Annotated in this window: 28 protein-coding genes; 7 read left to right on the top strand and 21 right to left on the bottom strand. The window is 68.1% G+C overall.

Going from position 1 to position 26364, the window contains the following annotated elements:
- Positions 1–93: 93 nt before the first annotated feature.
- Together DR046_RS03505 and DR046_RS03500 are read left to right on the top strand one after the other, a co-directional pair.
- Complete coding sequence (locus DR046_RS03505) at positions 94–1461, top strand: aminotransferase (protein WP_115380023.1); 1368 nt, start codon at positions 94–96, stop codon at positions 1459–1461.
- 76 nt (positions 1462–1537) lie between these two features.
- Positions 1538–2794, top strand: a complete 1257-nt coding sequence (locus tag DR046_RS03500; RefSeq protein ID WP_115380021.1) for a PPC domain-containing protein — start codon at positions 1538–1540, stop codon at positions 2792–2794.
- Between the two features lie 75 nt (positions 2795–2869).
- Here DR046_RS03500 and phaR read toward each other — a convergent pair whose 3' ends face one another.
- The 3 genes from phaR to phaC all read right to left on the bottom strand — a co-directional run bounded on the left by phaR (position 2870) and on the right by phaC (position 6173).
- Positions 2870–3433: a polyhydroxyalkanoate synthesis repressor PhaR gene (gene phaR, locus DR046_RS03495; protein ID WP_115380019.1), complete on the bottom strand. Its 564-nt coding sequence runs from the start codon at positions 3431–3433 to the stop codon at positions 2870–2872.
- Positions 3434–3586: 153 nt separating this feature from the next.
- A complete protein-coding gene (locus DR046_RS03490; protein WP_115380017.1) occupies positions 3587–4036 on the bottom strand; it encodes a phasin family protein in 450 nt (149 codons plus the stop codon).
- 310 nt (positions 4037–4346) lie between these two features.
- Positions 4347–6173 (bottom strand): class I poly(R)-hydroxyalkanoic acid synthase, encoded by a 1827-nt coding sequence (gene phaC / locus DR046_RS03485; RefSeq protein ID WP_115380015.1) that lies wholly within the window; start codon positions 6171–6173, stop codon positions 4347–4349.
- A 132-nt stretch (positions 6174–6305) separates the two neighbouring features.
- Here phaC and phaZ point away from each other — a divergent pair, with 132 nt between their 5' ends.
- Positions 6306–7610, top strand: a complete 1305-nt coding sequence (gene phaZ, locus DR046_RS03480) for a polyhydroxyalkanoate depolymerase (RefSeq protein WP_115380013.1) — start codon at positions 6306–6308, stop codon at positions 7608–7610.
- Between the two features lie 4 nt (positions 7611–7614).
- Positions 7615–8190 carry a DUF6151 family protein gene (locus DR046_RS03475; protein ID WP_115380011.1) on the top strand — a complete coding sequence of 192 codons (576 nt, stop codon included), beginning with the start codon at positions 7615–7617 and terminating at the stop codon, positions 8188–8190.
- A gap of 215 nt (positions 8191–8405) precedes the next feature.
- Here DR046_RS03475 and DR046_RS03470 read toward each other — a convergent pair whose 3' ends face one another.
- The 18 genes from DR046_RS03470 to DR046_RS03385 form a co-directional block, all read right to left on the bottom strand.
- A complete protein-coding gene (locus DR046_RS03470) occupies positions 8406–9155 on the bottom strand; it encodes an amino acid ABC transporter ATP-binding protein (protein WP_115380379.1) in 750 nt (249 codons plus the stop codon).
- 49 nt (positions 9156–9204) lie between these two features.
- Positions 9205–10503, bottom strand: coding sequence for an amino acid ABC transporter permease (locus DR046_RS03465; protein ID WP_115380009.1), 1299 nt, complete (start codon positions 10501–10503; stop codon positions 9205–9207).
- Between the two features lie 3 nt (positions 10504–10506).
- Entirely contained in the window at positions 10507–11736 is a 1230-nt protein-coding gene (locus DR046_RS03460) for an amino acid ABC transporter permease (protein ID WP_115380007.1), read from the bottom strand.
- 156 nt (positions 11737–11892) lie between these two features.
- Positions 11893–12912: an amino acid ABC transporter substrate-binding protein gene (locus DR046_RS03455; protein ID WP_115380005.1), complete on the bottom strand. Its 1020-nt coding sequence runs from the start codon at positions 12910–12912 to the stop codon at positions 11893–11895.
- 227 nt (positions 12913–13139) lie between these two features.
- Entirely contained in the window at positions 13140–13853 is a 714-nt protein-coding gene (locus DR046_RS03450) for an ATP12 family chaperone protein (protein ID WP_115380003.1), read from the bottom strand.
- Between the two features lie 75 nt (positions 13854–13928).
- A complete protein-coding gene (locus tag DR046_RS03445) occupies positions 13929–14969 on the bottom strand; it encodes an RluA family pseudouridine synthase (protein ID WP_115380001.1) in 1041 nt (346 codons plus the stop codon).
- On the bottom strand, positions 14966–15328 hold the full coding sequence (gene crcB / locus DR046_RS03440) for a fluoride efflux transporter CrcB (protein ID WP_245190796.1): 363 nt from the start codon (positions 15326–15328) through the stop codon (positions 14966–14968). Before crcB ends, DR046_RS03445 begins: the two co-directional genes overlap by 4 nt.
- Positions 15329–15360: 32 nt before the next feature.
- Positions 15361–16686: a replication-associated recombination protein A gene (locus tag DR046_RS03435; protein ID WP_115379998.1), complete on the bottom strand. Its 1326-nt coding sequence runs from the start codon at positions 16684–16686 to the stop codon at positions 15361–15363.
- Positions 16687–16764: 78 nt separating this feature from the next.
- Positions 16765–17352 carry an acyl-homoserine-lactone synthase gene (locus DR046_RS03430; RefSeq protein WP_115379996.1) on the bottom strand — a complete coding sequence of 196 codons (588 nt, stop codon included), beginning with the start codon at positions 17350–17352 and terminating at the stop codon, positions 16765–16767.
- A gap of 71 nt (positions 17353–17423) precedes the next feature.
- Positions 17424–18041 carry an autoinducer binding domain-containing protein gene (locus tag DR046_RS03425; protein ID WP_245190795.1) on the bottom strand — a complete coding sequence of 206 codons (618 nt, stop codon included), beginning with the start codon at positions 18039–18041 and terminating at the stop codon, positions 17424–17426.
- Positions 18042–18257: 216 nt separating this feature from the next.
- Positions 18258–18671 carry a 50S ribosomal protein L17 gene (gene rplQ, locus DR046_RS03420; RefSeq protein ID WP_115379992.1) on the bottom strand — a complete coding sequence of 138 codons (414 nt, stop codon included), beginning with the start codon at positions 18669–18671 and terminating at the stop codon, positions 18258–18260.
- A 111-nt stretch (positions 18672–18782) separates the two neighbouring features.
- On the bottom strand, positions 18783–19799 hold the full coding sequence (locus DR046_RS03415) for a DNA-directed RNA polymerase subunit alpha (RefSeq protein WP_115379990.1): 1017 nt from the start codon (positions 19797–19799) through the stop codon (positions 18783–18785).
- A gap of 120 nt (positions 19800–19919) precedes the next feature.
- On the bottom strand, positions 19920–20315 hold the full coding sequence (gene rpsK / locus DR046_RS03410; RefSeq protein ID WP_115379988.1) for a 30S ribosomal protein S11: 396 nt from the start codon (positions 20313–20315) through the stop codon (positions 19920–19922).
- Positions 20316–20327: 12 nt separating this feature from the next.
- The gene (rpsM, locus tag DR046_RS03405) at positions 20328–20696 is read right to left on the bottom strand and encodes a 30S ribosomal protein S13 (protein ID WP_115379986.1); all 369 of its coding nucleotides are present in this window, start codon (positions 20694–20696) and stop codon (positions 20328–20330) included.
- Between the two features lie 213 nt (positions 20697–20909).
- Complete coding sequence (locus DR046_RS03400; protein WP_115379984.1) at positions 20910–21551, bottom strand: adenylate kinase; 642 nt, start codon at positions 21549–21551, stop codon at positions 20910–20912.
- On the bottom strand, positions 21548–22903 hold the full coding sequence (secY, locus tag DR046_RS03395) for a preprotein translocase subunit SecY (protein ID WP_115379982.1): 1356 nt from the start codon (positions 22901–22903) through the stop codon (positions 21548–21550). Before secY ends, DR046_RS03400 begins: the two co-directional genes overlap by 4 nt.
- Positions 22904–23013: 110 nt before the next feature.
- Entirely contained in the window at positions 23014–23478 is a 465-nt protein-coding gene (gene rplO / locus DR046_RS03390) for a 50S ribosomal protein L15 (protein WP_115379980.1), read from the bottom strand.
- Positions 23479–23601: 123 nt separating this feature from the next.
- Positions 23602–24243 carry a 2-hydroxychromene-2-carboxylate isomerase gene (locus tag DR046_RS03385; RefSeq protein WP_115379978.1) on the bottom strand — a complete coding sequence of 214 codons (642 nt, stop codon included), beginning with the start codon at positions 24241–24243 and terminating at the stop codon, positions 23602–23604.
- Between the two features lie 58 nt (positions 24244–24301).
- Between DR046_RS03385 and DR046_RS03380 the strand changes: the two genes are divergently transcribed.
- Genes DR046_RS03380 through DR046_RS03370 form a run of 3 tightly spaced genes read left to right on the top strand, consistent with a single transcriptional unit; the run spans position 24302 to position 26363 of the window.
- The gene (locus tag DR046_RS03380; RefSeq protein WP_245190794.1) at positions 24302–24988 is read left to right on the top strand and encodes a vWA domain-containing protein; all 687 of its coding nucleotides are present in this window, start codon (positions 24302–24304) and stop codon (positions 24986–24988) included.
- Positions 24985–25665 (top strand): vWA domain-containing protein, encoded by a 681-nt coding sequence (locus DR046_RS03375; RefSeq protein WP_245190793.1) that lies wholly within the window; start codon positions 24985–24987, stop codon positions 25663–25665. The genes DR046_RS03380 and DR046_RS03375 overlap by 4 nt, the downstream gene beginning before the upstream one ends.
- Complete coding sequence (locus DR046_RS03370) at positions 25662–26363, top strand: vWA domain-containing protein (RefSeq protein ID WP_245190792.1); 702 nt, start codon at positions 25662–25664, stop codon at positions 26361–26363. The genes DR046_RS03375 and DR046_RS03370 overlap by 4 nt, the downstream gene beginning before the upstream one ends.
- The last annotated feature ends 1 nt before the right edge of the window (position 26364 follow it).

Below are 26364 nucleotides of genomic sequence, written 5' to 3'. Positions count from 1 at the left end.
CGCTGAGCTTGACGCCCCCACCGGCGCGCCCCGCATTTACGCCGCCGGAAACCCGGCGTAGGTTCCGGCGAGACCGCTTCCCGAGAGGCCCCCATGCCCGACACGACCCTGCCCGACACCTGGGACGCGCGCGCCAAGTCCGCGTCCTTCTTCGGCTTCACCGACCTGCCCTCGATCGAGGCCCGCGGGACGGTGGTGCTGACCCACGGCGAAGGCCCCTATGTGATCGACACCGAGGGGCGGCGCTATCTCGACGCCAATTCCGGCCTCTGGAACATGATCGCGGGCTTCGACCACCCCGGCTTGACCAAGGCCGCGCAGGACCAGTATGCGCGCTTCCCCGGCTATCACGCCTTCTTCGGGCGGATGTCCGACCAGACCGTGATGCTGTCGGAGAAGCTGGCGCAGGTCTCGCCCTTCGACGGGGCCAAGGTGTTCTACACCAATTCCGGGTCCGAGGCGAACGACACCATGGTCAAGATGCTGTGGTTCCTCGCCGGCGCCGAGGGCCAGCCGCAGCGCCGCAAGATCCTGACGCGCGGCAACGCCTATCACGGGGTCACGGTCGTCTCGGCCTCGATGACCGGCAAGCCCTACAACTCGGTCTTCGGCCTGCCCCTGCCCGGCTTCCTCCACCTCACCTGCCCGCATTACTGGCGCGAGGGCCGCCCGGGCGAGACCGAGGCCCAGTTCACCCAGCGCCTCGCCGCCGAGCTGGAGGAGGTCATCGCCCGCGAAGGCGCCGACACCATCGCCGGCTTCTTCGCGGAGCCGGTGCAGGGCGCGGGCGGAGTCATCCCCCCGTCCGAGGGCTATTTCGACGCCATCCTGCCGATCCTGCGCCGCCACGGCATCCCGGTCATCGCCGACGAGGTCATCACCGGCTTCGGCCGCACCGGCTCGATGTGGGGGTCCGAAAGCTACGGCTTCGTGCCCGGCGCGATCATCGCGTCGAAGGCGCTGACCGCGGGCTACTTCCCGATGGGCGCCGTCATCCTCGGACCCGAGCTTGCCGACCGGCTGCAGCGCGCCACCGACGCGATCGAGGAGTTCCCGCATGGCTTCACGGCCTCGGGCCACCCGGTCGGCTGCGCCATCGCGCTGGCCGCCATCGACCTCGTCGAGACCGACCTGCTGGCCCGCGTGCAGGCCCTGACCCCCGCCTTCGAGGCCGGGCTCGCCCGGCTGGCCGAGCATCCGCATATCGGCGAGGCGCGGTCCCGCGGGCTGATGGGCGCGCTGGAGGCGGTGAAGGACAAGGCGACGAAGACCCCCTGGGAGGGGCATCTCTCGGTGTCCGAGCGCATCGCCAACACCTGCACCGATCACGGGCTGATCTGCCGCCCGCTCGGCCAGTCCGTAGTGCTCTGCCCGCCCTTCATCCTGACCGAAGGACAGATGGACGAGATGTTCACCAAGCTCGGCACCGCCCTCGACGCCGTGTTCGAGGGGCTGGCCTGACCCGCCGGGCCGCGGCGGGCTTTGCGATAGAACGGCCGCCGCGCTAGGCTGGCGGCGTCGACCAGGGAGACATGAGATGCATCGCCTTCTGACCGCCACCGCCCTCACCCTTCTCGCGCTGCCCGCCGCAGCGCAGGACGCGCCGATCTGCGGCGGGATCAGCCTGGTCGGCGAATGGCTCGGCGGCACGCCCGAGGGCTCGGACATCGCGACCGCGGCCGCGCCCTTCGACGCCGAAGGCAGCGTCCCGATCGCGGGCCATCTGGTGCGGATGTTCAGCCTCTCCCAGCCCGCCGACATCCGGGTCGAGACCCGCGCCCTGCCCGCCGGCGACCCCTACCTCGCCGTCTACGACGCCTCGGGGCAGGAGGTCGCGGCGGACGACGATTCTGGCGGCGACTTCGCCGCGCGGGCCGAGGCCAGCCTCCAGCCCGGCTCCTACTGCGTCGCCGCCCGCAGCTACGAGAGCGGCGTGACCGACGTCGCCATCCGCGTCGGGCTGCAGAGCCATGCCGCGCTCACCGACGCCGCCGCCCCGGTGGCCCCGACTACCCCCGCGGCGCCCGCCGAGACGCCCGAGGCGCCCTCCGGCGCCGGCGCCTCCTGCGGCAGTCCCGATGTCGCCCGGCTGGGCGACGGGCTGACCGCGGCGACGCTGGCCGGCGGCGTGACCGTGGTCGGCAGCGCGACCGACGCGCCGGGCCGGGCCTTCTCGCTGGCCGAGCCGACGCCGATCTCGATCACCGCGACCAGCACGGGCGGCGACCCGCTGATCCGCCTGCGGGACGGCAGCGGCACCCAGCTGGCCGAGAACGACGATGCCGAGGGGCTGGATTCCCGCATCGACATGACCCAGCCGCTCCCCGCGGGCGCGTATTGCATCGAGGTCGAGGACCTGAACGGCCTGACCGAGGACATCGTCGTCACCCTCACGGCCTTCGACCCCGCCGCCGACCGCCTCGCCCGGCTCGGCCGGGCGGAGCTTGCGCCCGGCCCCGACGACAGCGTCGAGGTCATCGACCTGGGCACCGTGCAGACAAGCCTGATCCACGACATGACCGCCAGCGGCACCGCCAGCTGGCTGCGCCTTACCCTGCCCGAGGGCGGGCTGCTCGTGACCGAGGCGATCGGCACCGATGTCGACCCGATCATCACCCTGTTCGACCGCGTCGGCCGGCAGGTGGGCGAGAACGACGACGGGCCGAACGGGCTCGACAGCTTCCTCGCGATGCGCATCCTGCCGGGCGACTACCTGCTGGCGGTCCGCCTCGTCGACCAGAGCGCCAGAGGCCCCGTCCGCGTCCTGCTGGAGCGCTACGTCCCCGCGGAGTGACCGGCAGGCCGGGGGGCTGGCGCCGGACGCGCCGGCCCCGCGCCTTCGCAGGGCACACGGCCCTCCGGCGCTGCTCTACTTGTTCATCCGCGCCAGCATCGCCTGCATGTCGGCAAGCTGCTTGCGGATCGCGTCGAGCTCCTCCTTGGAGCCGTCGCCCTCGGGCGGCGCTGGATCGTCGCGGGCGGGTCCCGAGCTTCCGGCCCAGCCGCCGGTCATCGCCTTGAAGAAGGCCTGCTGGCTTTCCTGCATGGCCTTGACCCCGGGCATCTGGGCCATCGGGTTCATCGCCGTCATGTTCTCCATCATCTTCGACTGGCCGGAGCGCAGCATCTCGAAGCTGGAGGCGAGGAAGTCCGGCACCACCGATTGCGCCGACCCGGTATAGGACCGGACGAGATCGGTCAGCACCCCGAGCGGCAGCACGGCGTCGCCCTTCGATTCGTGCTCGGCGATGATCTGGAGCAGGTAGGACCGCGTCAGGTCCTGTCCGGACTTGAGGTCGACGATCTGCACCTCGCGCCCGGCGCGGATGAAGCTCGCGATATCCTCCAGCGTGACGTAGTCGCTGGTCTCGGTGTTGTAGAGGCGGCGGCTCGCATAGCGCTTGATCAGCAGCGGCCTGGAATCTTCGGTCATGGCGCCCCCCTGTTGCGGTGCAGAGAAGCCTATCGCAGGTGCAGCGTCGCGCCCAGAGCCTTCGGGCACGAAAAAGGGCGGAACGGTCGAAACCGTCCCGCCCTTCGGGCATGCCGCGTCCGGGGAGAGGAGGACGCGGCGATCAGGCCCGGATCACTTCGAGGTGGCGGCGGCCTTCTTCGTGGCCGTCGTGGCGTCGGAGGTGGCCTTCTTGACGGCGGCGGTCGCGTCCTGCTGGGCTTCCTTGCCGGCGGCCATCATGATCTCGACGGTGTCCATCTGGACCTTCTTCGCGATCTCGGCGAAGGCGGCCATGTTCTCGGCGGACACTTCGGCGTAGGACGAGGCGAAGTCGGTCATCGACTTGGCGTAGTCGGCCGGCTCGTCCTTGACGGTGGCCATCGGGCCCATCTTCGACAGGGTCTCGCGGGTCCACTTGTGCGAGATCTCGGCGGACTGCTCGGCGGCGTCCAGCGCGACCTTCGACAGCTTCTCGGCGAAGGCGGCCTGGGTCTTGAAGGCCTCCTGCATGGCGGTGGTGTCCATCGGGAACGACCCCATCATGTCGGTCATGTACTTGGTGAAATCGGGCTGCTTGGTCATGGGACTATCCTCTCTCAGGTTTGGCGCAGGGCCCACCGGGGGACCCGGCGCTTTCCTCTGCGGCTGACGTTCAGTTACTTGCTGCGGTGCGGCATTACAAGGGGGTTTCTGCATTGCAGCATAAAAATCCTCGGACGGGTCCCTGGGGTCAATTTCCCGTTAGCGCAACCACCTCCCCATTGATAACACGGATCAAATCCATTCCGCCCACGACCCGGCCCCTCGTCGGATGCGGCATTGCGGCGAGCCGCCGCGCCCGCAAGAAGGGCCGCCCCTTCCCCAAGGGCGGCCCCCGTGCGCTTCCGCGCCCCTACTCCGCCGCGAGCGGCTTCTTCGGCAACACGTAGGTCCCCGGCGCGGGTGCGAGGACCGGGTGGTCCGGCCCGCCCGGCTCCCGCGCGTTGACCAGCCGGCCGGAGCGCGACTCGATCCACTCGCCCCAGCGCGGCCACCACGATCCCTTGTTGAAGGTCGCGGCTTTCAGCCAGTCCTCGGGCGTCTCGAACTCCTCGCCGGTCTCGTTGGTGTAATGGCCGTACTTGCCCTTGGTCGGCGGGTTCACGATCCCGGCGATATGGCCGCTTTCCGACAGGATGAAGGTCTTGTCCTTCGCGCCCATCTTCCTCACCGTCTCCCACGCCCCGCGCCAATGCGCGATATGGTCCGTCTCGCAGGCCACCGCACAAAGCGGCACCGACACGTCCGACAGCGTCAGCCCCTTCTCGCCCAGGATGTCGAAGCCGCCCTCGACCAGCGCGTTCCCGATGCAGAGCTTGCGCAGATACTCGGTCACCATCGGCCCGGGCAGGTTCGTGCCGTCCCCGTTCCAATAGAGCAGGTCGAAGGCCGGCGGCGCCTCGCCCAGCATGTAGGACTTGATCGCAGGGCCATAGACCAGGTCGCGCGAGCGCAGGTAGCTGAAGGTCCGCCCCATGAAGAACCTGTCGAGATAGCCCTTGGCCGCGCTCTCGCGTTCGATCCCTTCGACGAAGTCGTCGTCGAGGAACACCCCCATCTCGCCCGGGTCCTCGAAATCGGCCAGCGTGGTGAAGAAGGTCGCCGACTTGACCGAGTTGTCCTTGCGCCGCGCCAGCAGCGCCAGCGTCAGCGACAGCGTGGTCCCGGCGATGCAGTAGCCGATGGCGTTGACCTGCTTGACCTTGCAGATCGCCTTGGCCTGCTCGATCGCCTCAAGGAACCCATGCTCGACATAGTCCGACAGGGTCACGTCGCGATAGCTCTCGTCCGGGTTCACCCAGGACACCACGAACAGGGTGAAGCCCTGGTCGACGACCCACTTGATGAGGCTGTTCTGCGGCTTCAGGTCGAGGATGTAGAACTTGTTGATCCAGGGCGGGAACAGCACGATCGGGGTCGACTTCACCTTCTCGGTGGTCGGCGCGTACTGGATCAGCTCGAACATGCGGTTCTGGTAGACCACCGAACCCGCCGTCGTGCCGATATTGCCCCCGACCTCGAAGGCGTCCGGGTCCGACAGCGTGACCAGCCAGTCGCCGTGGTTCGCCTCGATGTCGCGCACCAGATTCTCCAGTCCGCGGACGAGGCTCTCGCCTTCCGTCTCGACGGCGCGGGTCATCGCCTCTGGATTGGTGGCGAGGAAGTTGGTCGGCGCGAACAGGTCGAGGATCTGCTGGCTGAAGAACGCCACCCGCCGCTTGTCGTTGCGGTCGAGCCCCCCAAGCTCCGCCACCGTGTCCGAGATGGCGTTGGCGCTGATCTGGTACTGCTGCTTGAGGAAGTTGTAATACGGGTGCTCGGTCCAGAGAGGGTCCGAAAAACGCTTGTCCTTGGGCTGGTTGTCCTCGGGCGCGACGGGCTTTCCGGTCGAGGTCAGGGCGTGCTGCGCCTCGATCGCGTGCTTGAGCGCCTGGCCCCAATAGCCGACCTGCTTCTCGATCAGCTTGCCCGGATTGTTCGCCAGCTCCGTCCAGTAGGCCGCCATCGCCTTGGCATAAAGCTCCGGTCCCGGCCCCTGCAGCCCGTGATCGGCGCTCCGCCTCTGGGACAGCGCATGGACCAGCCGCTTCGTCAGCTCGTCCATCTTGACGAGGTTGTGATTCAGCTTGCTCAGCGCCTCCTGCGCGGCGCCCTCGCCCGGCTGCTGCTCTGCGGTCATTCCTTGAATTTCCCCCCGTATGCTGCAACTGCTAACACATCGCGCAGCGTCATCATCACAGGTGTCGCGCCGAAAGACAAACGCCGGGTCGGAGTCATCGGCTCCCATCCGCCAGCGGTACGAGGTGATCCGATGCGCTACATGGCAGCCTACGACATGATGGAGGCGACGCGGAACACCTATGCGTGGATGGGCGCGACCGCGCGCACGATGGGCTCCTATCCTGCTCTGGCGATGTCTCCGCTGCCGGTCTTCAAGATGATGGCCGCCTGGGGCGAAGTGACCGAGCGCAGCTTCAACCGCATGATCGTCAAGCCCGACTGGAACATCCGCCCGATCGCCGGGAAGGACGGGCGCGACCATCCCGTCACCGTCGAGCCCGTGGTCGAAAAGCCCTTCGGCGACCTCATCCGCTTTGCGGTGCAGGGCCGCGAACCGATGGCCCGGCGCATCCTGCTGGTCGCGCCGATGTCGGGCCATTACGCGACGCTTTTGCGCAGCACGGTCGTCTCGCTGCTGCCCGACGCGGATGTCTACGTCACCGACTGGCACAACGCCCGCGACATCCCCGTCTCGGCGGGCAAGTTCGACATCGAGGACTACACGCTCTACCTCGCCGACTTCATGAAGGCGCTCGGCCCCGACCTGAACGTCATCGCCGTCTGCCAGCCCGCGCCGCTGACCCTCGCCGCCACCGCCCTGCTGGCCGAGCGCGATCCCGACGCCCAGCCCCGGACCCTGACGCTGATCGGCGGCCCGATCGACCCGGACGCCGCCGCGACCGACGTCACCGATTTCGGCCGCCGCGTGACGATGGGCCAACTGGAGCAGTCGATGCTCCAGCGCGTCGGCTTCCAGCACGCGGGCGTCGGCCGGATGGTCTATCCCGGCCTGCTGCAGCTCGCCTCCTTCATCTCGATGAACGCCGAGACCCATACCAACGCGATGTGGAACCAGGTTCTGGCGGTCGCGGGCGGCACCGCCACGGACCACGACAAGCACAACAAGTTCTACGACGAGTATCTCGCCGTCATGGACATGACCGCCGAGTTCTACCTCTCGACCGTGGAGCGCATCTTCAAGGGGCTGGAGATCGCCGAGAACCGCTTCGTCGTCGACGGGCACATGGTCGATATCGGCAAGATCACCCGGGTCGCGGTCAAGACCGTCGAGGGCGGCAAGGACGACATCTCGGCCCCCGGCCAGTGCGTCGCCGCGCTGAAGCTGCTGACCGGCCTGCCCGACGAGAAGAAGGCCAGCTATCTCGAACCCAACGCGGGCCATTACGGCATCTTCGCCGGCGGCTCCTGGCGGCGGAACATCCGGCCGCTGGTGCTGAACTTCATCGACGCCAATGCCGACGCGCCTTCGAAGCGCCCGACCCCGCTGAAGCTGGTCGAGGGCGAGGACCCGCCGGCCTCCAACGTCGCGGTCTGACGCGATGGCCGAGACGCTGGGATTCGCCTGCGCCTGCGGCAAGCTGCGGGGCGAGGTGACCGACGTCTCGCCCGCGGCCTATACCAACATCGTCTGCCACTGCGCCGACTGCCGCTCGGCCTATACCCATCTGGGCCTCGCCGACCCCGAGAAGGTCGGCATCCTCCAGACCACGCAGGACCGCATCCGCATCGCCGAAGGGGGCGAGAACCTGCGGCTCTTCCGCCTCTCGTCGAAGGGCGCGCTGCGCTGGTTCGCGACCTGCTGCAACACGCCGCTGTTCTACACGCCGACCAAGGCGCGAGCGGTGCATGTCGGCGTGAACGCCGACCGGCTGGACCGGCCGGAGGCGGTCGGCCCGGTCACTGCCGAGGCCTTCATCCCCGCCGGAGCGGGCAAGACCCGCAACAGGGGGATGGGCCGCATGGTCGGCAGGTGGCTGACGCGCATGGCCGCCAAGAATCTGAACGGAGAATGGCGCGGCTCGCCCTTCTTCGACGCCGAGGGCGCGCCCAGGGTGCCGCCGCAGGTGCTCAGCCGCGAAGAGCGGGCGGCCGCGCTGATGCGGGTGTCCCGCTAGGTCGCCGGCGCGTCCGCCCCCCGGGAACGGGGACCGCCCCGTCGGGCCAGCCGATGACGTCGGCGCTGCGGGTGGCGTGACCCGCCTGCGGCCCGCTCGGGCCGGACCGCCCTGCTGAACGAACCACGCTGCATCCCCGAACCAAAACGCGCGACACCCGGAGGCATCGCGCGTTTTTCAGGTATGACCCGGATCACCCGTGGATCACCCGTGGGTCAGTGCCCGAGGATCTGGCTCAGGAACAGCTTGGTGCGCTCGTTCTGCGGATTGAGGAAGAAGCCCTCGGGCTCGTTCTGCTCGACGATCTGACCGGCATCCATGAAGATCACCCGGTTCGCAACCTGCCGCGCGAAGCCCATCTCGTGGGTCACGCAGAGCATCGTCATCCCCTCCTCGGCAAGCTGGATCATCGTGTCCAGCACCTCCTTGATCATCTCCGGATCGAGCGCCGAAGTCGGCTCGTCGAAGAGCATGATCCGGGGCCGCATGCAGAGCGAGCGCGCGATGGCGACCCGCTGCTGCTGCCCGCCCGAAAGCTGGCCGGGATACTTGTGGGCCTGGTCCGGGATCTTCACCTTCTCGAGGAAATACATAGCCGTTTCCTCGGCTTCCCGCTTGGGCGTCTTGCGCACCCAGATCGGGGCCAGCGTGCAGTTCTCGAGGATCGTCAGATGCGGGAAGAGGTTGAAGTGCTGAAAGCACATCCCGACCTCGGACCGGATCTTGTCGATGTTCTTCAGGTCCGACGAGAGCGGCGTCCCGTCCACGACGATCGTCCCCTGCTGGTGTTCTTCCAGGGCGTTGATGCAGCGGATCAGCGTCGACTTGCCCGAGCCCGAAGGCCCGCAGATCACGATCCGCTCGCCGCGGAACACGGTCAGGTCGATGTCCCGCAGCACGTGGAACTGACCGAACCACTTGTTCATCCCCTTGATCTCGATGGCGACTTCGTCGCTCACCGTCATCGCGGTCGGTTCGTTCGGATTGGTGTCCAGAGCAGCCATGTTGACCTCCTTAGCGATGATCGGTCCGCAACTGGCGTTCCAGCCATTGCGAATATTGCGAGATGCCGTAGCAGACGGTGAAGAACAGGATGCAGGCCGCAGCCCAGAGCTCCCAGTAGACGCCGACCCAGTCGGTCGAGCTGAGGATCGGTCCGCGGATCATGCCGACCAGGTCGAACATCGAGATGACCGAGACCAGCGTCGTGTCCTTGAACAGGCCCACCGCGACGTTGACGATGCCCGGGATGGAGATCTTCAGCGCCTGCGGCAGGATGATCAGCCGCATCGCCTGCGGATAGTCGAGCCCCAGGCTGTCGGCCGCCTCGTACTGGCCCTTCGGCAGGGCCGCCAGACCGCCCCGGATGACCTCGGCGATATAGGCGGCCGAGAACATCGTGATCATGATGATCACCCGGATGATCAGGTCGAAATTCACGTCCGGCGGCAGGAAGTAGGCCAGCACCACGTTCGCCACGAACAGCAGCGTGATCAGCGGGACGCCGCGGACGAACTCGATGAACACGACGCAGAAGCCCTTGACGATCGGCAGCTTCGACTGGCGGCCCAGCGCCAGCATGATGCCCAGCGGGATCGACAGCGAGACGCAGACCGTGCCGAGGATCAGGTTGAGCATGAAGCCCCCCATGGCCCGGCTCTCGACCGGCTCCAGCCTCAGCACCCCGGAGCCTGCGTCGCTGACGAAGCCGCCGATCCAGAGGATCACGACCGCCGTGACGATGCCCGCGGCCAGCCCCTGGACGAAGCCGCGCTTCTCGACCTGCTTGAAGACGAGATAGCCGCCGATCAGCGCCAGCGCGGTCATCAGCGGCGCGAGGAGGGTGCCGCCCCAGATCAGCCAGTAGGCGACGAAGGGGTAGATCGCCGTTGCGATCAGCGTCCAGCGCGGCAGGAACATCACGAACAGCGCCGGGGGCACGGCGACGAACAGCAGCAGGAAGGCCAGGGTCGGGCGCCAGCGCAGGTAGTCGGGATACTGGAACCCGAACAGCAGCTGTGGCCAGCGGTCCGCGATGACCGCGAAGCAGCCTCCGCCCGAGCCCTGAAGGATCTCCCGACAGTCGCGGATGTCGTCGCCTTCCCAGGTGCCGTTGGCGATCCAGGGGATGAGGCCCGACAGAAGGTACCAGACCACCAGGATGCCGAGGATGGTCATGATCGTGTTGAACGGGCCGGAGAACAGGTTCTCCCTGACCCATTTGAAGGCGCCGGTCTCGGCCGTGGGCGGCGGAGCCGGGGGGATCTCGCTCCGCCGGACGAAGGCGACGGAGTGCGCGTGCGCGTCAGACATGGCTCACCGCTCCTTCAGTTTGACGGAGTTGTTGTAGACGTTCATCACCGCCGAGATCGCGAGGCTGAAGGTCAGGTAGAACAGCATCAGCAGCAGGATGCATTCCAGCGCCCGCCCCGTCTGGTTCAGCGTGATGCCGCCCAGCGTGCCGGTCAGGTCCATGTAGCCCACGGCGATGGCCAGCGACGTGTTCTTGGTGATGTTGAGGTATTGCGAGATCAGCGGCGGGATGATGACCCGCAGCGCCTGCGGCAGGACCACAAGCGACATGATCCGTCCCGGGCGCAGGCCCAGCGCGGCCGCCGCCTCCGTCTGGCCGCGCGAGATCGCCAGGATGCCCGCGCGCACGTTCTCGGCGATGAAGGCCCCGGTGTAGATCGACAGCGCGAACCACAAAGCGATCAGCGACGGGCGCAGCAGGAAGCCGCCCTCGAAGCGGAACCGCCCCATCGCGGGGTTCTCGACCGTGATCGGCATCCCGAGCACGAAGTAGACCACGATCGTCGGCACGAGCAGGATGGCGAGCGCCGGCCACAACACCGGGACGATCTTGCCCTCGGAGTAGAGCTTGTTGCGCGCATGGGCCCGCCAGGCGAAGACGCCCGCGATGGAGGCGAGGAAGGTCAGCGCGACAACCCAGCCCAGGTCCTCGAAGACGAGGCGCGGGACGAAGACGCCCTGGTTGGTGGCCGCGAACATGCCGAAGAGCAGCGCGCGGTCCGGGTCGGAGCCGTCGTTAGGGAGCCGGAACTCCGAGATCGGCGGGAAGGTGTTCGCCGCGACCGTGAAGATGATTATGATCCAGATCAGCACGGGGATGTTGCGGAACATCTCCACGTAGATCGCCATCAGCTTCGAGATGATCCAGTTGTTCGACAGGCGCAGCACGCCCGCGATGACGCCGAAGATCGTGGCGGTGACGCAGGCCAGCACGGCGACGATGATCGTGTTGATCGCGCCGATGACCGTCGCGCGCAGATGGGTGTCCTGCGACGTATAGGGGATGGGCTGCTGGTTGATGTCGTAGCCCGCGGGCGCGAACAGGAAGTCGTAGCTGAAGCCGTTGGCCTGCAACTGCTCGTTCTGGGACGCGTTGTAGGCGAGCCAGCTGAACCCGAAGATCAGCGCGACCAGCGCGATGAACTGGAACGTGTAGGAGCGGTATCGGGTGTCGTTGATGAGCTGCCCGATACGAAATCCCTCCGCCCTCGGCGGATCGGCTGCTGTCGTCATGTGCTTTCCCCGTGTCCCCTGGGTCCCCAGGCGCCGCGGCTTTGCCGTCTGTCGCCCCCGGGGAGGATACCCCGGCTCCCACCCATGGGATTATGATTCGTATCGTTGGTGGAAGAAGGGCGCGAGCCTTGCGGCCCGCGCCCTCCTCCTTGTGTCTTACCGGAACGGCGGCGAGTAGATCAGGCCACCGTCGGTGTATTGGGCGTTGAGCCCGCGGGCGAGGCCGATCGCGGTCGACTCGCCGATGTTCTGGTCGAACACCTCGCCGTAGTTGCCGACGGCGGCGATGGCGTTCTTGAACGCGCCCGCCTCGAGGCCGACCATCGCGCCCAGCTCACCCTCGGTGCCGAGCATCCGGTTGATCTCCGGGTTGTCGCCGGGGGCGGAGCCGAGTTCCTCGACATTCGCCTGGGTCACGCCGTACTCCTCGGCCGCGATCAGCGCGTTCAGCGTCCAGCGGACGATATCCGCCCATTCGCTGTCGCCATGACGCACGAGCGGGCCAAGCGGCTCCTTCGAGACGACTTCCGGCAGGATCACGTGGTCGGAGGGGGTCTCGAAGCCCGCACGCTGCGCGGCGAGCGCGGAGCGGTCGGTGGTGTAGACGTCGCAGGCGCCGGCGAGATACTGCTGCACCGCCTCGGCGCCGGTCTCGATCGGCACCGGCTCGTAGGACATGTTGTTGACGCGGAAGTAGTCCGCGAGGTTCAGCTCGGTCGTGGTGCCGGTCTGGATGCAGACGGTCGCGCCGTCGAGCTCGGTCGCCGAGGACACGCCCAGCGCGGCGGGGACCATGAAGCCCTGGCCGTCGTAGTAGTTCACGCCGGTGAAGTCGAACTTCAGGTCGGTGTCGCGCGAGAAGGTCCAGGTCGTGTTCCGGGCCAGCATGTCGATCTCGCCCGAGGCGAGCGCGGTGAAGCGGGTCTTGCCGGTGGTCGGCACGAAGGTCACGGCCTCCGGGTCGCCCAGGACGGCGGCCGCGACGGCCCGGCACACGGCCACGTCGAAGCCCTGCCAGACGCCGTTCGCATCCGGCTCGGCGAAGCCGGGCACGCCGGTGGTGACGCCGCAGTTCAGCGTGCCGCGGGCCTTGACGTCGTCCAGCGTCGCGGCGGAAGCGCCGGCGGCGGCCAGACCGGCAAAGGCCAGCGTGCCGAGAAGTACGGATTTGTTCATTGAGTTAACCTCTTCCTGATGTTCCGCGCGAAGCGGAGCCCGCGCGACGCCGCCCCGCATTCGCGATCACGGTCGGTTCTTCGTGAGGATGTTCACCCCCCTCACTGCCTTTGAAAGTGGGCAGACCCGCCGGAGAAGGTCAAGGGGAGATGCCGGAAAACTGGGCAGACGCAACCGGCGCGGGCAGGCTTCCGGGCGGCCTGCCCGTTCCGGCGGCGGGGCGGCGGTCAACCGGCCCGCAGAAGGTCCAGATAGGTCCGGGCCTGCAGGAAGGCGGCGCGCTTGACGGCGATGCGCTCGGCCTCGTCCTCGTCCTCGCCCCACTGCTCTATCTGCCAGGCCTCGTCGATGCGCGAGACGTCCCAGGCCGCCTCGGGGGCAATGCGGTCCTCCATCACGGCGAGGCCCAGCACCAGGCTGCCGGACAGGGTCACGAACTCGCTCAGCGCGGTCAGCTCCCATGCGGTCATCGCCCCGACGCGGGCCTGCAGCGCGGCGACCGCGTTGGCGGGCTGCGGCACGGGAATCACGCCCTGGGTCGTCGCCAGCCGGGCGCCGTGCTCGGCGTCGAGCCAGTCGAGCAGCGGGTCCCAGGCCGCCTGCTCCCGCTCGACCAGGACATCCGGCCCGGCGGCGCGGTAGCAGAGCAGGTCGCTCTCGCCGTATTCCGACAGATGGGCGGCGACCTCCTCGCGTTGCGGCATGACCTTGTCGAGCGCGGCATTCACCGCCCGGGTCAGCGGCATCGACAGCGGGTCGATGACCTGGCCCTGCGCGTCCCATTCCTTCGCCACGCCCTGCGCCAGCGCGCGGCTGGGCGCGGCGACCAGCGTCTTGAGCGGCGAGCGGACGGGCCGCCCGTCGAGCTCGACCGCGAACCCTTCGGGGACCTCGACCACCTCCGCCGCCGTCCAGAACCGGCGGGCCTTCCATTCCGTCATGCAAATCTCTCCAGCAGTCCATCGGCCCCGGGGAGCCCGGCTTCCGCATCTGCCCGGCCAAGGGCGCAGCGCGCGTCAGACATCCTCGTCCTCGAAGGGATCGACCGGCACGTCTCCGGCGCGCCAGCCCATCATGTCCCAGGTCGCCTGCATGTGGTCCGGCAGCGGCGCCGTCAGGTGCAGCCGCGCGCCGGTGATCGGATGCGTCAGCGTCAGCGACCGCGCGTGAAGGTGCAGCTTGCGGCTGACCTCTCCGCCCAGCTGCGCGCCCCAGCCGTCGCCCATGTTCTCCTGCCCCGAGCCGCCATACTTGCCGTCGCCGACGATCGGATGCCCGATCTCGGCCATATGGGCGCGCAGCTGGTGGGTGCGCCCGGTGACGGGGACCAGCGCGGCCCAGGCCGCCCGGGTGCCGAGGCTGTCGAGCACCGCATAGTCCGAGGTCGCGTTCTTCGCGCCGCTGACCTGAGGCACCTCATCGGGATGGATGGCGCGCATCTTCTCGCCCCCATCGCCGCCGCCACCGGCCTTGACCAGACCGAAGCGGATCGTCCCGCGCCTCAGCTTGGGCACGCCGGCGATGGCGGCCCAGTAGATCTTGCGCGTGTCCCGGTCCTGGAACGCTTCTGAAAGCTTCGCCGCGGTCAGCCGGTTGCGCGCCATCAGCATCACGCCCGAGGTGTCGCGGTCCAGCCGGTGGACAAGGCGCGGCTGCTCGTCGGCGTCGAAGCGCAGCGCGTCGCCCATGCCGTCGACATGCCGTGTCTGGCCGCTGCCCCCCTGCGACGCCAGCCCCGGCGGCTTGTTGAGCGCGAGAATATGGTCGTCGCGGTAGATCACGCAGGCGCGGATCATCTCCGCATCCGCCCGGGGCGTCTTCTCCCGCTTCGGCGCGGCGGGGCCGCGTTCTTCGGGGATCGGGGGGATGCGGACCTGCTGGCCTTCGTCCACGCGGGTGTTCGCCTTCACCCGGCCGCCGTCGAGCCGAATCTCGCCCTTGCGGGCCATCTTCTCGATCTGGCCCTGGCTGAGCTGGGGGAACTTGCGCTTGAGCCAGCGGTCCAGCCGCTGCTCGCCCTCGCCCGCGCCCACGGTCACGATCTGCACGCCGCTCATGCGAAGCTCCTCCCGAGCCAGAGGCCGACGGCCAGCGCCATCACCGACAGCCCGACCGAGGCCGCGACGTAGAGCCCCGCCTGCGCCAACGCGCCGCGTTCGACCAGGGTCAGCGTCTCCAGCGAGAAGGCCGAGAAAGTCGTGAACCCGCCCAGCACGCCGGTCAGAAGGAAGGGCTGCCACTGCGGCAGGCCGTGCCGGACGAGCGCGACGGCCAGCAGGCCCATCGCGAAGGAGCCCAGCACGTTGCAGGCGAGGATCGCGACCGGAAAGCCGTCGCGGGCCAGCGCCGAAGCGATCAGGTGGCGGAGCGAGGCTCCGAGGGCGCCGCCAAGGGCGACCGAGATCATGGGTGTCATGGCGCGCCGTCTCCCCCCGCCGGAAGGCGGTGTCAAGTTTTGGCCCGCTTGGCCCGCTGCTCCACGAACCAGTCGAGCCGGCGGCCGAGCTCCCGCTCGAAGCCGCGCTCGACGGGGACGTAGTAGACCGGGCGCTTCATTCCGTCAGGGAAGTAGTTCTGCCCCGAGAAGCCGTCGGCCTGGTCGTGGTCGTAGGCATAGCCGCTGCCATAGCCCTGGTCCTTCATCATCTGCGTCGGCGCGTTCAGGATGTGCTTCGGCGGCGGCTCCGATCCGGTCTGCTCGGCGCCCTTCATGGCGGCCTTGTAGGCGGCGTAGCCTGCGTTCGACTTCGGCGCGAGCGCGAGATAGACGACCGCATTCGCCAGCGCCAGTTCGCCCTCGGGCGAGCCGAGACGCTCGTAGGTTTCCCACGCCTGGAGGCAGAGCCCCTGCGCCTGCGGGTCGGCCAGACCGATATCCTCGACCGCCATCCGGGTGATGCGGCGGGCGAGGAAGCGCGGGTCCTCGCCCCCCTTCAGCATCCGGGCGAGCCAATAGAGCGCGGCGTCCGGGTCGCTGCCGCGCACCGACTTGTGCAGCGCGGAGATCAGGTTGTAATGCCCGTCCCCGCTCTTGTCGTATTGCGCGGCGCGCCTCTGCAGGCGCTTCGACAGCGTCTCGACGTCGATCGGGCCGGTGGCGCCCCAGCCCGCGACCTGCTCGATCAGGTTGAGCAGCGCGCGCCCGTCGCCGTCGGCCATCTCCTGCAGGGCTTCGCGGGCGGGGCCGTTCAGGGGCAGCTTTGCGCGAAGCTCCTTCTCGGCGCGCTGGGTCAGCAGCTCCATGTCGCGCAGGGTGAGGCGGTGCAGGACGAGGACCTGCGACCGCGACATGAGAGCAGCGTTCAGTTCGAAGGAGGGGTTCTCGGTCGTGGCGCCAACCAGCGTGATCGTGCCGTCCTCCATATGCGGCAGGAAGCCATCCTGCTGCGCCTTGTTGAAGCGGTGGATCTCGTCGACGAAAAGCAGCGTCCCGCGCCCGTTCGCGCGGCGGTTGCGCGCCGTCTCGAACACCTTCCGAAGGTCCGCAACCCCGGTGAAGATCGCGCTGATCTGGACGAAATGCAGGCCGACATGATCGGCGAGAAGCCGCGCGATCGTCGTCTTGCCGACGCCGGGCGGGCCCCAGAGGATCAGCGATGGCAGGGCACCCGCGAGCATCGCCGTCAGCGACCCGTCTGGCCCCAGCAGATGCCCCTGCCCCACGACCTCGCCCAGCGTCGCGGGACGGAGCCGGTCGGCGAGCGGACCGGCGGGCGCCGTCCCGGAGGACGGCGCGGTCGGCTCGGAGGCGCTGGTGGAGAAGAGATCGGTCATACACCAGATATAGTGGCGCCCCGGCCGTCAGGAAAGGCACGGGCGCGCGGCCCTCCGGAGCCGCGCGCCCTCTGGTCGTCAGTGCATCTTCGTCGCCATGGAGATGTTGACGCAGACGCTTTCCGACCCGCCGATATCGAGCACGGGACCCGCGGCGACGCAGTCGAGCCCGACGCGCCGGGCGAGGCGCGGCGAGGTTGCGGGGATCAGCCCCAGCACCGAGACCGCGCCGAGCTGGCGCGCTGCGCGGACCATCTCGCCGATGAGCTGCATCTGCACGCGCATCCGGATGTTCGCCGGCACGTCGTTGCAGACGAAGACGCGGCTCGATTCCCAGACATGCTCCGCCACCGGCGCCTCGCCGTAGAGGAGGTCCGACGGGATCGTGTCCAGCAGGCCCAGCTGCGCGTCCCGGATCATGTAGGAATAGATGCCGCAGCGATGGGTCGTGGGCGTCAGGCGGACCCCGGCGAGGATGCGGCCGTAATCGTGGACCGCGACCCAGCGCGAGGCGGGGGTGTCGTACTGGTCGAACTCCATGCCGTCCGCATGGGGCAGGTCCCACTTCGCCTGCTCGATGAAGGTGCGATGGCGCGCGCGGAGAAGGTCGGTGAACAGCGGGCCATGATCGTGAAGGTTCGCGAAGGAAAGGGTCGTGACTTGCATTGGGCAAACTCTCTCTCTGCCGGGTTGTCGGGGACACCAGGGGACCGAGACTCTCGCAATGTGGGGATTGGCTAGAACAGCCTGTATTCTCTCGCCATTCTGAGCGCCTCGGCCGTGGTCCTTGCGCCCAGGTGATCCCGGGCGGACGAAAGGCGCGCGCGCAGCGCTCCCTTCGAAATTCCGAGGCGCGTCGCGACGATCGCCGCATCCTCGCCATCGCGCGAGGCGCGCAGCGCCTCGATCAGCTCCGGTGCCAGATCCCGTGGCGGCGGATCCGAGACCTCGTGCAGGCCCCCGGCGATCCCGGCGATGACGTCGATCTCGGCATCCGTGAACTCCCGATCCGAACGGGCGACACCGAGTATCGAGCGCGAGGTGATGTTGCCGGAGGCTATGACCGCGCCGAAGGTCAGCCCGTGCCGGGCGGCCTTCTGCATGACGCCGAACGGATCCGGCAGGGTGATCTCGCTCCAGCGGATCCGGCCGGTCTTGCTGATGCCCCAGAAGACGAGCGGATCGCGCAGCGAATAGGAGTTGGCGGCGTAGATGTCCTGCCAGTCCTGCGGATAGGTGCTGCGGAAGAAAAGCGGCGAGGCGAAGCGGATATGCAGGCCGACGGTGTACCCTGCCGGGGCGAGATCGTCCAAGCTGTCCAGATATCTCACCATGAGGCGGCGTCTCTCGGTCATGCGGTGATTAAGGTGCCTGCCCGACGGGCGGTCAACACTCTCTCTTGTGGTTAATATGGCCCCGCAAGTGGTTAACAGATCGTGAACGATTGTTGCGCACTGGTGGGCGAGGCGAAACAATCCCCATCTTTCACAGAGACGCCTGCCAGGACGGCGGCAACGAAAAAGGCCCCGCCGATGCCGGCGGGGCCATGTGGCGTCGGGAAGGACGGCGGCTCAGTCGGCCAGCTCGGCCTCCTCGCGGGCCCGGTCGGCGGCGCCCTTGGCGTCGACGTCGCGGTCGACGAACTCGATGAAGGCCATCGGCGCCATGTCGCCATAGCGGAAGCCCGCCTTCAGGACGCGGACATAACCGCCCTGGCGGTCGGCATAGCGCGGGGCCAGCACGTCGATCAGCTTCTGCACGGCGGCGTCGTCATGCAGGCGCGAGGCCAGCAGGCGGCGGGCATGCAGGTCGCCGCGCTTGGCGAGCGTGACCATCTTCTCGACGATCGGGCGCAGTTCCTTGGCCTTGGGCAGCGTCGTCTTGATCTGCTCGTGCTCGATCAGCGAGGCGGCCATGTTCTTCCAGAGCGACTTGCGATGCTCATGGGTGCGGTTGAGGCGGCGGTATCCGCGGGCGTGGCGCATGGGGATGTCTCCAGATTTATGCTTTGTCCGGGGCCGGTGCGTGCCGGTCCCTCCTTGTTGGGGCGGGATTGCCCGGGGGCGGGCACGGCGGGGTCACCCCCGCCGCGACCATCAGAAGTTATCTTCAAACTTCTTGGCCAGGTCCTCGATGTTCTCGGGCGGCCAGTCGACGATGTCCATGCCGAGATGCAGGCCCATGCCCGAAAGCACTTCCTTGATCTCGTTGAGCGACTTCCGGCCGAAGTTCGGAGTGCGCAGCATCTCCGCCTCGGTCTTCTGGATCAGGTCGCCGATATAGACGATGTTGTCGTTCTTCAGGCAGTTGGCCGAGCGGACCGACAGCTCGAGCTCGTCGACCTTCTTCAGAAGCAGCGGGTTGAACTCCAGGTCGTCCTCGGAGCCCGGCTCGCGCGCGGCCTCGGGCTCGTCGAAGTTCACGAAGATCTGGAGCTGGTCCTGAAGGATGCGGGCCGCGTAGGCGACCGCGTCGTCAGGGGCCAGCGAGCCGTCCGTCTCCAGCTTCAGCGTCAGCTTGTCGTAGTCGAGCACCTGCCCCTCGCGGGTCGGCTGCACCTCGTAGGAGACGCGCTTGACCGGCGAATAGATCGCGTCGATCGGGATCAGGCCGATGGGCGCGTCCTCGGGCTTGTTCTTGTCGGCCGAGACATAGCCCTTCCCGGTATTGACGGTCAGCTCCATGTAGAGGTCGGCGCCGTCGTCGAGGTGGCAGATGACGTGGTCGCGGTTCAGCACCTCGATGCCGTTCGATTCGCTGATGTCACCGGCGGTGACGACCATCGGGCCCTTGGCCGAGATCGAGACGCGCTTGGGCCCCTCGACTTCCATCTTGAGCGAGACGCCCTTGAGGTTCAGAACGATATCGGTGACATCCTCGCGGACGCCCGACACGGAGCTGAACTCGTGCAGGACGTTGTCGATCTGGACGCTAGTGATGGCGGCGCCCTGAAGGGACGACATCAGCACGCGGCGCAGCGCGTTGCCGAGGGTGAGGCCGAAGCCCCGCTCGAGCGGTTCGGCGACGACGGTGGCCTGGCGGGCCGGGTTGTTGCCGGGGCGCACGTCGAGTTGCTGCGGCTTGATAAGCTCTTGCCAATTCTTGTGGATCATAGGTCCCATCCCTCCATTCTCGTCCGGCGCCTGGGGCGGGTGGCGCGGACTCCCGAGGATTTCAAACGGCGCGGAGGGGCCGCGCGGAGCGGCCCCTTCGGGTAGTGCGAACGGTGCGGGTCAGACCCGGCGGCGCTTCGGCGGGCGGACGCCGTTATGCGCGATCGGGGTCACGTCGCGGATCGCGGTGATCTGCAGGCCGACCGCGGCGAGGGCGCGCAGCGCGCTCTCGCGACCGCCACCGGGGCCCTGCACTTCGACCTCGAGGGTCTTCATGCCGTGCTCCTGCGCCTTCTTTCCGGCGTCTTCGGCGGCCATCTGCGCAGCGTATGGCGTCGACTTGCGCGAGCCCTTGAAGCCCATCGTGCCGGCGGACGACCAGGAAATGGCGTTGCCCTGCACGTCGGAAATCAGGATCTTGGTGTTGTTAAACGAGGAGTTCACATGAGCGACGCCAGCGGCGATGTTCTTGCGTTCCTTGCGCTTGGGCGCGGTGCGGCGGGTATCACGAGCCATCGGTCAGTCCCCTCACTTCTTCTTGCCGGCAATGGCCTTCGCGGGGCCCTTGCGCGTGCGTGCGTTGGTGTGGGTGCGCTGGCCGCGGACCGGCAGGTTCCGGCGGTGACGCAGGCCGCGGTAGCAGCCGAGATCCATGAGGCGCTTGATGTTCATCTGCGTCTCACGGCGCAGGTCGCCCTCGACGGTGACGTTCGCGTCGATGAACTCGCGGATCGAGAGAACTTCGGAATCCGACAGTTCGTTCACGCGGCGCGTGCCGTCGATGCCGACGGCCTCGATGATCTCGCGCGCTTTCGCGGGACCGATGCCGGTAATGTAGGTGAGTGCGACGGGAACCCTTTTCCCCGTCGGAATGTTGACGCCAGCGATACGAGCCAATGGCTGTTCCTTCTTCCTGTTGCGGTTCCGTAACCCCAGAACCTTTTTTCACAACGGCCCGGAGCAGCATGCCGGGGGCCAAAAACAGACGACCGGGAATCGTCGATTCCCGGCGGAGATTGCGACTTAGGGGGTGAGCGAAGTGGGGTCAAGGCCCCGGAAGGGACCTGTCAAGAGTTTTCTTCCACGCGATCCCGCCGCCGTCCTGCGCGGTCAGCGCAGCGCTTCGGAGACGGCCGCGGCGACCGCGTCGATCTCGCCCAGGCCGTCGATCGTCTTCAGCTCGCCCTTGGCGTAGTAGTAGCCGATCAGCGGGGACGTCTTCTTGTAGTATTCCATCAGCCGTGTCGTCAGCGCCTCGGCGGTGTCGTCGGCGCGGCGCCTGAAATCGGAGGCGCCGCAGACTGCGCATTTGCCGTCGGCGGGCTGGGGCTTGGTGATGTCGTTGTAGACCTCGCCGCAGTTGCCGCAGGTCGACCGTGCCACGATCCGCTCCACCAGGGCGGCGTCGTCGACGCGCATCTCGATCACCGCATCGAGCGTCGTGCCGTGCTTGGCAAGCAGCTCGCCCAGCGCGTCCGCCTGCGGCAGCGTGCGGGGAAAGCCGTCGAAGATGAAGCCGCCCGCATTGTCGCCCTGCAGCTTCTCGTCGATCAGGCCGATGACGATCTCGTCGGTGACGAGCTGGCCGCTGTCCATGATGTCCGCGACCTTCCTGCCCATCGCCGTGCCCGAGGACCGCGCCTCGCGCAGCATGTCCCCGGTCGAGAGCTGGATCATCCCCCTCTCCTCCACGAGGCGCCGTGCCTGGGTTCCCTTCCCGGCACCCGGCGGCCCCAGCAGAATGATGTTCATCGTCTGGCCGTCCCCTTCTTGCGACCGCGCTTGCCACGCAGCTGCGACTTCTCGATCAGCCCCTCGTATTGATGGGCGAGCAGATGTGACTGCACCTGCTGGATGGTGTCCATCCCTACCGACACGATGATCAGGATGGATGTGCCACCAAAGTACGCGGTGATCGCGAGCTGGCTGCGCACCATCTCGGGGATCAGGCAGACGAGCGCCAGATAGGCCGCGCCCAGCACCAAGATCCGGTTGACGACGTATTCGAGGTATTCGGCCGTGCGCTTGCCGGGACGGATGCCCGGGATGAAGCCGTTCTGGTTCTTGAGGTTGTCAGCCACATCGTCGGGTTTGAACGACACGTTGAACGTGTAGAAATAGGTGAAGAACACGATCATCGCCGCGAAGAACAGCAGGTAGAGCGGCTGCCCCGGCCCGAAATAGGCCAGGATCGTCGACATGATCGGGCCGGAGTTCTGTCCCGAGAAGGTGCTGATCGTCGTCGGCAGCAGCAGCAGCGATGACGCGAAGATCGCCGGGATCACGCCGGCGGGGTTGACCTTGACAGGCAGGTGGCTGGACCCGCCGTCATAGACCTTCATCCCCACCTGCCGGCGCGGGTACTGGATGTGGATCTTGCGCAGCGACCGCTCCATGAAGACCACGAAGACGAGCGTGCCGAGCAGCATTGCCACCACGCCGAGGATCGCCGCGGTGTTCAGCGCGCCGGTGCGGCCCTGCTCGAAGAACTGCGCCAGCGCGGCGGGAAGCTCGGCCACGATGCCGGTGAAGATGATCAGCGAGATGCCGTTGCCGATGCCGCGCGCGGTGATCTGCTCGCCCAGCCACATCAGGAACATTGTGCCGCCGACCAGCGTGATCACGCAGGAGGCGCGGAAGAACATCCCCGGATCGTGCGCGAGACCCCCGGCCTCCAGCGAGACGGCGAGGCCGTAGCCCTGCAGCGTGGCCAGCGCGACGGTGCCGTAGCGCGTGTACTGGTTGATCTTCTTGCGGCCCTGCTCGCCTTCCTTCTTCAGCTGCTCCAGCTTGGGGACCATCGCCGTCATCAGCTGCACGATGATCGAGGCCGAGATGTAGGGCATGATGCCCAGAGCAAAGACGCCCATCCGGCCGATCGCGCCGCCGGTGAACATGTTGAGCACGCCACCGAGCCCCGCGCTCGCCTGCTCGACGAAGTCGCGCAGCGCGCCGGCGTCGATGCCGGGGACGGGGATGTAGGTGCCGAAGCGGTAGATGATCAGCAGGCCGATCGTGAACAGGATGCGCTGGCGAAGCTCCTTGGCCTTGCCGAACGCCCCCCAGCTCATGTTGGCGGCCATCTGCTCTGCGGCTGAAGCCATGAGAGCCCCTCTCGTTCTCTAATGGAAAACGCCGCCCGGCGGGTCCCCGCTGGCGGCGTTCCGGAAACCTGAGTGCCGATGTAGGCGGGCTTTCGCCCGCCCACAACCTGTCACTCGGTCGTGGCGTTTGCCACCGTGACCGAACCGCCCGCCTTCTCGACGGCCTCGATGGCCCCCTTCGATGCGCCGGTGACGGTGATCTTCGCAGCCGAGGTGATCTCGCCCTTGCCGAGCAGGCGGATGCCGTCGAGCTTGCGACGCACGAGGCCGCTGTCGACCAGCTCCGTCTCGGTGATCTCCTGGCCCAGCTTGCCCGCGTCGATGAACTGCTGGATCTTGCCCAGGTTCACGACGGCAAAGGACTTGCGGTTCGGCTTGGTGAAGCCGCGCTTGGGCAGGCGCTGGTAGATCGGCATCTGGCCGCCCTCGTAGCCGTTGATGGCCACGCCGGAACGGGATTTCTGACCCTTGATGCCACGGCCGCCGGTCTTGCCGAGGCCCGAGCCGGGGCCGCGGCCGACGCGCTTGGGCTTGTGGGTGGCGCCAGGATTGTCGCGCAGGTCGTTCAGTTTCATGTCGCTTCTCCTTCTGCCGGAGACGCCCCCGAAGCGATGTGGGACGCACGCGGCTTGCAATGTCTGATGTCCCCGGTCGGGGCACCGCGCGGCGTTACACGGGCGCCGCTCCGGATGCAAGCGTCAGCCGGTCACGGCCGGGTTGCGCCACCGCGTTGGTGCGAAGGGGCGGGCCAGCGCCCGCTCGACCATCTCCAGCCGGTCCTGGCCGTAGAACATGTCGCCGTCGACGACATAGGTCGGCGATCCCATCACCCCGTTCGCCACGGCCCAGTCGGCATTGGCCGCGTAGCGCGCCGCGATTTCGAGGCCGGCCGCGCGCGCCAGCAGCGCCTCGCCGTCGTGGCCGAGCCCCTCGGCCAGCCGCGCCAGCACCTTCCGGTCCGAGAGGTCCGCATCGTCGCGCCAATGCGCCCCGAGGATGGCGTGGGCCAGCGCATCGACCTCCGGTCCCCGGTCGCCCAGCGCGAGGATCATGCCGCCGGCCAGTCCGTAGTCGGCATCGTGATGGGTGGGCCGGTGCGGCACCACCTCCACCCCGCGCCATTCGGCCCAGCGCTCGATCTCGCGCCCGAAGAAGTAGTCGACATGCGCCTGGGTCCGGGCATGGAACGGCAGCGACCGCTGAGCCTCCACCACCGGAGAGAGCGGGATCGGCCGGTGCACCAGCGTCGCGCCTGCCGTCCGGCAGATGTCCATCAGGCGGGCGGAGCCGAGCCAGGCATAGGCGGAGTGCGCGGAATAGACGTAGCCGACTCCCCTCATGGGCGGCAGCCTAGCCATGCCCCTTGAAACAGGCCAGCCGTGCCGCACAACATATGTAATGCGCCTCGCCCTACTTCTCTCCGTCGCGATCGCCACCGCGCCCATGGCGCGGGCCGATTGCACGGCGGACGCGATGCTGGTCTTCGATGGCTCCGCCTCGATGGCGCGGATCGGGGACGACCCCAGCATCCCCACCCGCATCGCCGAGGCCCGCGCCGCCGTCGCCCGGGTCATGCCCCAGGTCGAGCAGGTGCGCCGCATCGGCCTGATGACCTACGGACCGGGCGGCGACACCGCCTGCACCGGCTTGCGCCTGCATTTCCCGCCCCGTCCCCTGGCTGCCGCGGCGACGGTCAGCGGCATCGATGCGATCCGGCCGGAGGGGAAGACGCCGCTCTCGGATTCGGTGGCCGTTGCGGCCGAGGTCCTGAATTTCCGCAGCCAGCCTGCGGTCGTCGTCGTCGTCACCGACGGGGACGAGACCTGCGGCGGGCGGCCGTGCGACCTGGCCAGCCGCTTGGCGTCCGAGGCGGTAGACCTGACCATCCACGTCATCGGCTTCCGCGGTGAAGGCCGGATCTTCGCCTGGAAGGACGCCAATCGCCCTGTCTTCGCCCGCGACAGCACCGCCCGCTGCCTGTCGGACCGCACCAATGGCGTCTTCGCCGCGACGGGGTCGGAGGCGGAACTGGTTCGTGCGCTCCAGACCACGCTGGGCTGCCTCGTCGTCGGGCGGCTCGAATGACGGCCCCGCGCGGCCTGCTTCTGCTGCTCTCGGCGGCGCTGGCCGGTCAGGCGGCCGCCGGATGCCGCAGCGATGCGATGATCGTCTTCGACGGCTCGGGCTCGATGGCGGGCTCCGGCTTCGTCCAGAACCGGACGCCGCGCATCGACGAGGCGCGCGCGGCGATGGCGCAGGTCCTGCCCGAGGTGGAGCGGTTCCGCCGCATCGGCCTCGTCACCTACGGCCTCGACGGCTCCTGCGAGGGAATCCTGCTGCATTTCGGCCCGCGCCCGCTGGCCGCGCGCCCGATCCTCTCTGCGCTGGACGAGGTGACGCCGCAGGGCCTGACCCCGCTGGCCGAGTCGGTGGAGCGGGCGGCGGAGGTGCTCGACTACCGGATGCGGCCGGCGACGGTGGTGCTGGTGACGGACGGCAACGACACCTGCGGCGGCCGCCCTTGCGACCGGATCGGACGGATGCAGGCGGCAGCCGCGGACCTGACGATCCATGTGCTGGGCTTCAAGGTCGTGGGCGATGTCGCGACCCAGGGCACCGGCCTCTCCGGCATCCTCCCCAAGGGCGAGGTCGAGGCGCGCTGCATGGCCGAAGGGACCGGCGGCAGCTACGTTCTGGCCGACACCACCGCCGAATTGATCGCCGCCCTGCGCGAGACGCTGGGCTGCGACGTGACGTCATGAGGGCCGCGCTCTCCGCCCTCCTTTCGGCGTCGCTCGCCACGCAGGGCATCGCCTGCAGCACCGATGCGATGCTGGTCTTCGACGGCTCCGCCTCGATGGCCGAGATCACGCTTGAGACGGGCAACACCTCGCGCCTGACCGAGGCCCGCAAGGCGATCCGGCAGGCCATGCCCTTGGTCGAGCATTCCCGGCGCATCGGCCTTCTGACCTACGGGCCCGGCCCCGAAGGCTCCTGCGAGGGGATAACGCTGCGCTTCCCGCCCCGGCCGAACGCCGCCGCGCCGGTCATCGAGGCCATAGACACGCTCAATCCGGCCGGGCTGACGCCGCTTTCGGTGGCCGTGGAGACCGCGGCCGAGATCATGGACTACGGCACCCGCCCCGCCATCGTCGTGCTTGTGACGGACGGCAACGAGACCTGCGGCGGCCGCCCCTGCGCCTCCGCGCGCCGCATGGCCGGTGTCGCAGCCGATCTGACGATCCATGTCATCGGCTTCCGCGCCACCCGCGACTTCTTCGCCTGGGACAATCCGGAACAGCAGGAGTTCGGCGGCGACACCGTTGCCAAGTGCTTCGCCGACCGCACCGGCGGGCTGTTCCTGTCGACCGAGACCGTCGACGACCTGGTCGAGGCGCTGCAGGCCACCTTGGGCTGCCTGGTCGTCGGCGGGCGGGCCCTGCCCGGCGAGGCGGGCTGAG

Origin of the sequence: Jannaschia formosa (genome assembly GCF_003340555.1) — a bacterium.
GTDB lineage: Bacteria > Pseudomonadota > Alphaproteobacteria > Rhodobacterales > Rhodobacteraceae > Jannaschia > Jannaschia formosa.
Note: the sequence above shows the minus strand (reverse complement) of the source record. Positions and strands in the feature narration are given on the sequence as shown.

What these genes read in the sequence shown, in the direction of transcription:
- rpsK (WP_115379988.1), bottom strand. Translation starts at nt 20,315, where the DNA reads ATGGCTCGTGATACCCGCCGCACCGCGCCCAAGCGCAAGGAACGCAAG.
- phaZ (WP_115380013.1), top strand. Translation starts at nt 6,306, where the DNA reads ATGCGCTACATGGCAGCCTACGACATGATGGAGGCGACGCGGAACACC.
- DR046_RS03380 (WP_245190794.1), top strand. Translation starts at nt 24,302, where the DNA reads ATGCGCCTCGCCCTACTTCTCTCCGTCGCGATCGCCACCGCGCCCATG.
- DR046_RS03370 (WP_245190792.1), top strand. Translation starts at nt 25,662, where the DNA reads ATGAGGGCCGCGCTCTCCGCCCTCCTTTCGGCGTCGCTCGCCACGCAG.
- DR046_RS03475 (WP_115380011.1), top strand. Translation starts at nt 7,615, where the DNA reads ATGGCCGAGACGCTGGGATTCGCCTGCGCCTGCGGCAAGCTGCGGGGC.
- DR046_RS03470 (WP_115380379.1), bottom strand. Translation starts at nt 9,155, where the DNA reads ATGACGGTGAGCGACGAAGTCGCCATCGAGATCAAGGGGATGAACAAG.
- DR046_RS03500 (WP_115380021.1), top strand. Translation starts at nt 1,538, where the DNA reads ATGCATCGCCTTCTGACCGCCACCGCCCTCACCCTTCTCGCGCTGCCC.
- DR046_RS03430 (WP_115379996.1), bottom strand. Translation starts at nt 17,352, where the DNA reads ATGCAAGTCACGACCCTTTCCTTCGCGAACCTTCACGATCATGGCCCG.
- DR046_RS03490 (WP_115380017.1), bottom strand. Translation starts at nt 4,036, where the DNA reads ATGACCAAGCAGCCCGATTTCACCAAGTACATGACCGACATGATGGGG.
- DR046_RS03465 (WP_115380009.1), bottom strand. Translation starts at nt 10,503, where the DNA reads ATGTCTGACGCGCACGCGCACTCCGTCGCCTTCGTCCGGCGGAGCGAG.
- phaR (WP_115380019.1), bottom strand. Translation starts at nt 3,433, where the DNA reads ATGACCGAAGATTCCAGGCCGCTGCTGATCAAGCGCTATGCGAGCCGC.
- secY (WP_115379982.1), bottom strand. Translation starts at nt 22,903, where the DNA reads ATGGCTTCAGCCGCAGAGCAGATGGCCGCCAACATGAGCTGGGGGGCG.
- DR046_RS03455 (WP_115380005.1), bottom strand. Translation starts at nt 12,912, where the DNA reads ATGAACAAATCCGTACTTCTCGGCACGCTGGCCTTTGCCGGTCTGGCC.
- crcB (WP_245190796.1), bottom strand. Translation starts at nt 15,328, where the DNA reads ATGACACCCATGATCTCGGTCGCCCTTGGCGGCGCCCTCGGAGCCTCG.
- DR046_RS03385 (WP_115379978.1), bottom strand. Translation starts at nt 24,243, where the DNA reads ATGAGGGGAGTCGGCTACGTCTATTCCGCGCACTCCGCCTATGCCTGG.
- rplQ (WP_115379992.1), bottom strand. Translation starts at nt 18,671, where the DNA reads ATGCGCCACGCCCGCGGATACCGCCGCCTCAACCGCACCCATGAGCAT.
- DR046_RS03425 (WP_245190795.1), bottom strand. Translation starts at nt 18,041, where the DNA reads ATGACCGAGAGACGCCGCCTCATGGTGAGATATCTGGACAGCTTGGAC.
- DR046_RS03415 (WP_115379990.1), bottom strand. Translation starts at nt 19,799, where the DNA reads ATGATCCACAAGAATTGGCAAGAGCTTATCAAGCCGCAGCAACTCGAC.
- DR046_RS03445 (WP_115380001.1), bottom strand. Translation starts at nt 14,969, where the DNA reads ATGAGCGGCGTGCAGATCGTGACCGTGGGCGCGGGCGAGGGCGAGCAG.
- DR046_RS03505 (WP_115380023.1), top strand. Translation starts at nt 94, where the DNA reads ATGCCCGACACGACCCTGCCCGACACCTGGGACGCGCGCGCCAAGTCC.
- DR046_RS03450 (WP_115380003.1), bottom strand. Translation starts at nt 13,853, where the DNA reads ATGACGGAATGGAAGGCCCGCCGGTTCTGGACGGCGGCGGAGGTGGTC.
- DR046_RS03400 (WP_115379984.1), bottom strand. Translation starts at nt 21,551, where the DNA reads ATGAACATCATTCTGCTGGGGCCGCCGGGTGCCGGGAAGGGAACCCAG.
- DR046_RS03435 (WP_115379998.1), bottom strand. Translation starts at nt 16,686, where the DNA reads ATGACCGATCTCTTCTCCACCAGCGCCTCCGAGCCGACCGCGCCGTCC.
- phaC (WP_115380015.1), bottom strand. Translation starts at nt 6,173, where the DNA reads ATGACCGCAGAGCAGCAGCCGGGCGAGGGCGCCGCGCAGGAGGCGCTG.
- rplO (WP_115379980.1), bottom strand. Translation starts at nt 23,478, where the DNA reads ATGAAACTGAACGACCTGCGCGACAATCCTGGCGCCACCCACAAGCCC.
- DR046_RS03460 (WP_115380007.1), bottom strand. Translation starts at nt 11,736, where the DNA reads ATGACGACAGCAGCCGATCCGCCGAGGGCGGAGGGATTTCGTATCGGG.
- DR046_RS03375 (WP_245190793.1), top strand. Translation starts at nt 24,985, where the DNA reads ATGACGGCCCCGCGCGGCCTGCTTCTGCTGCTCTCGGCGGCGCTGGCC.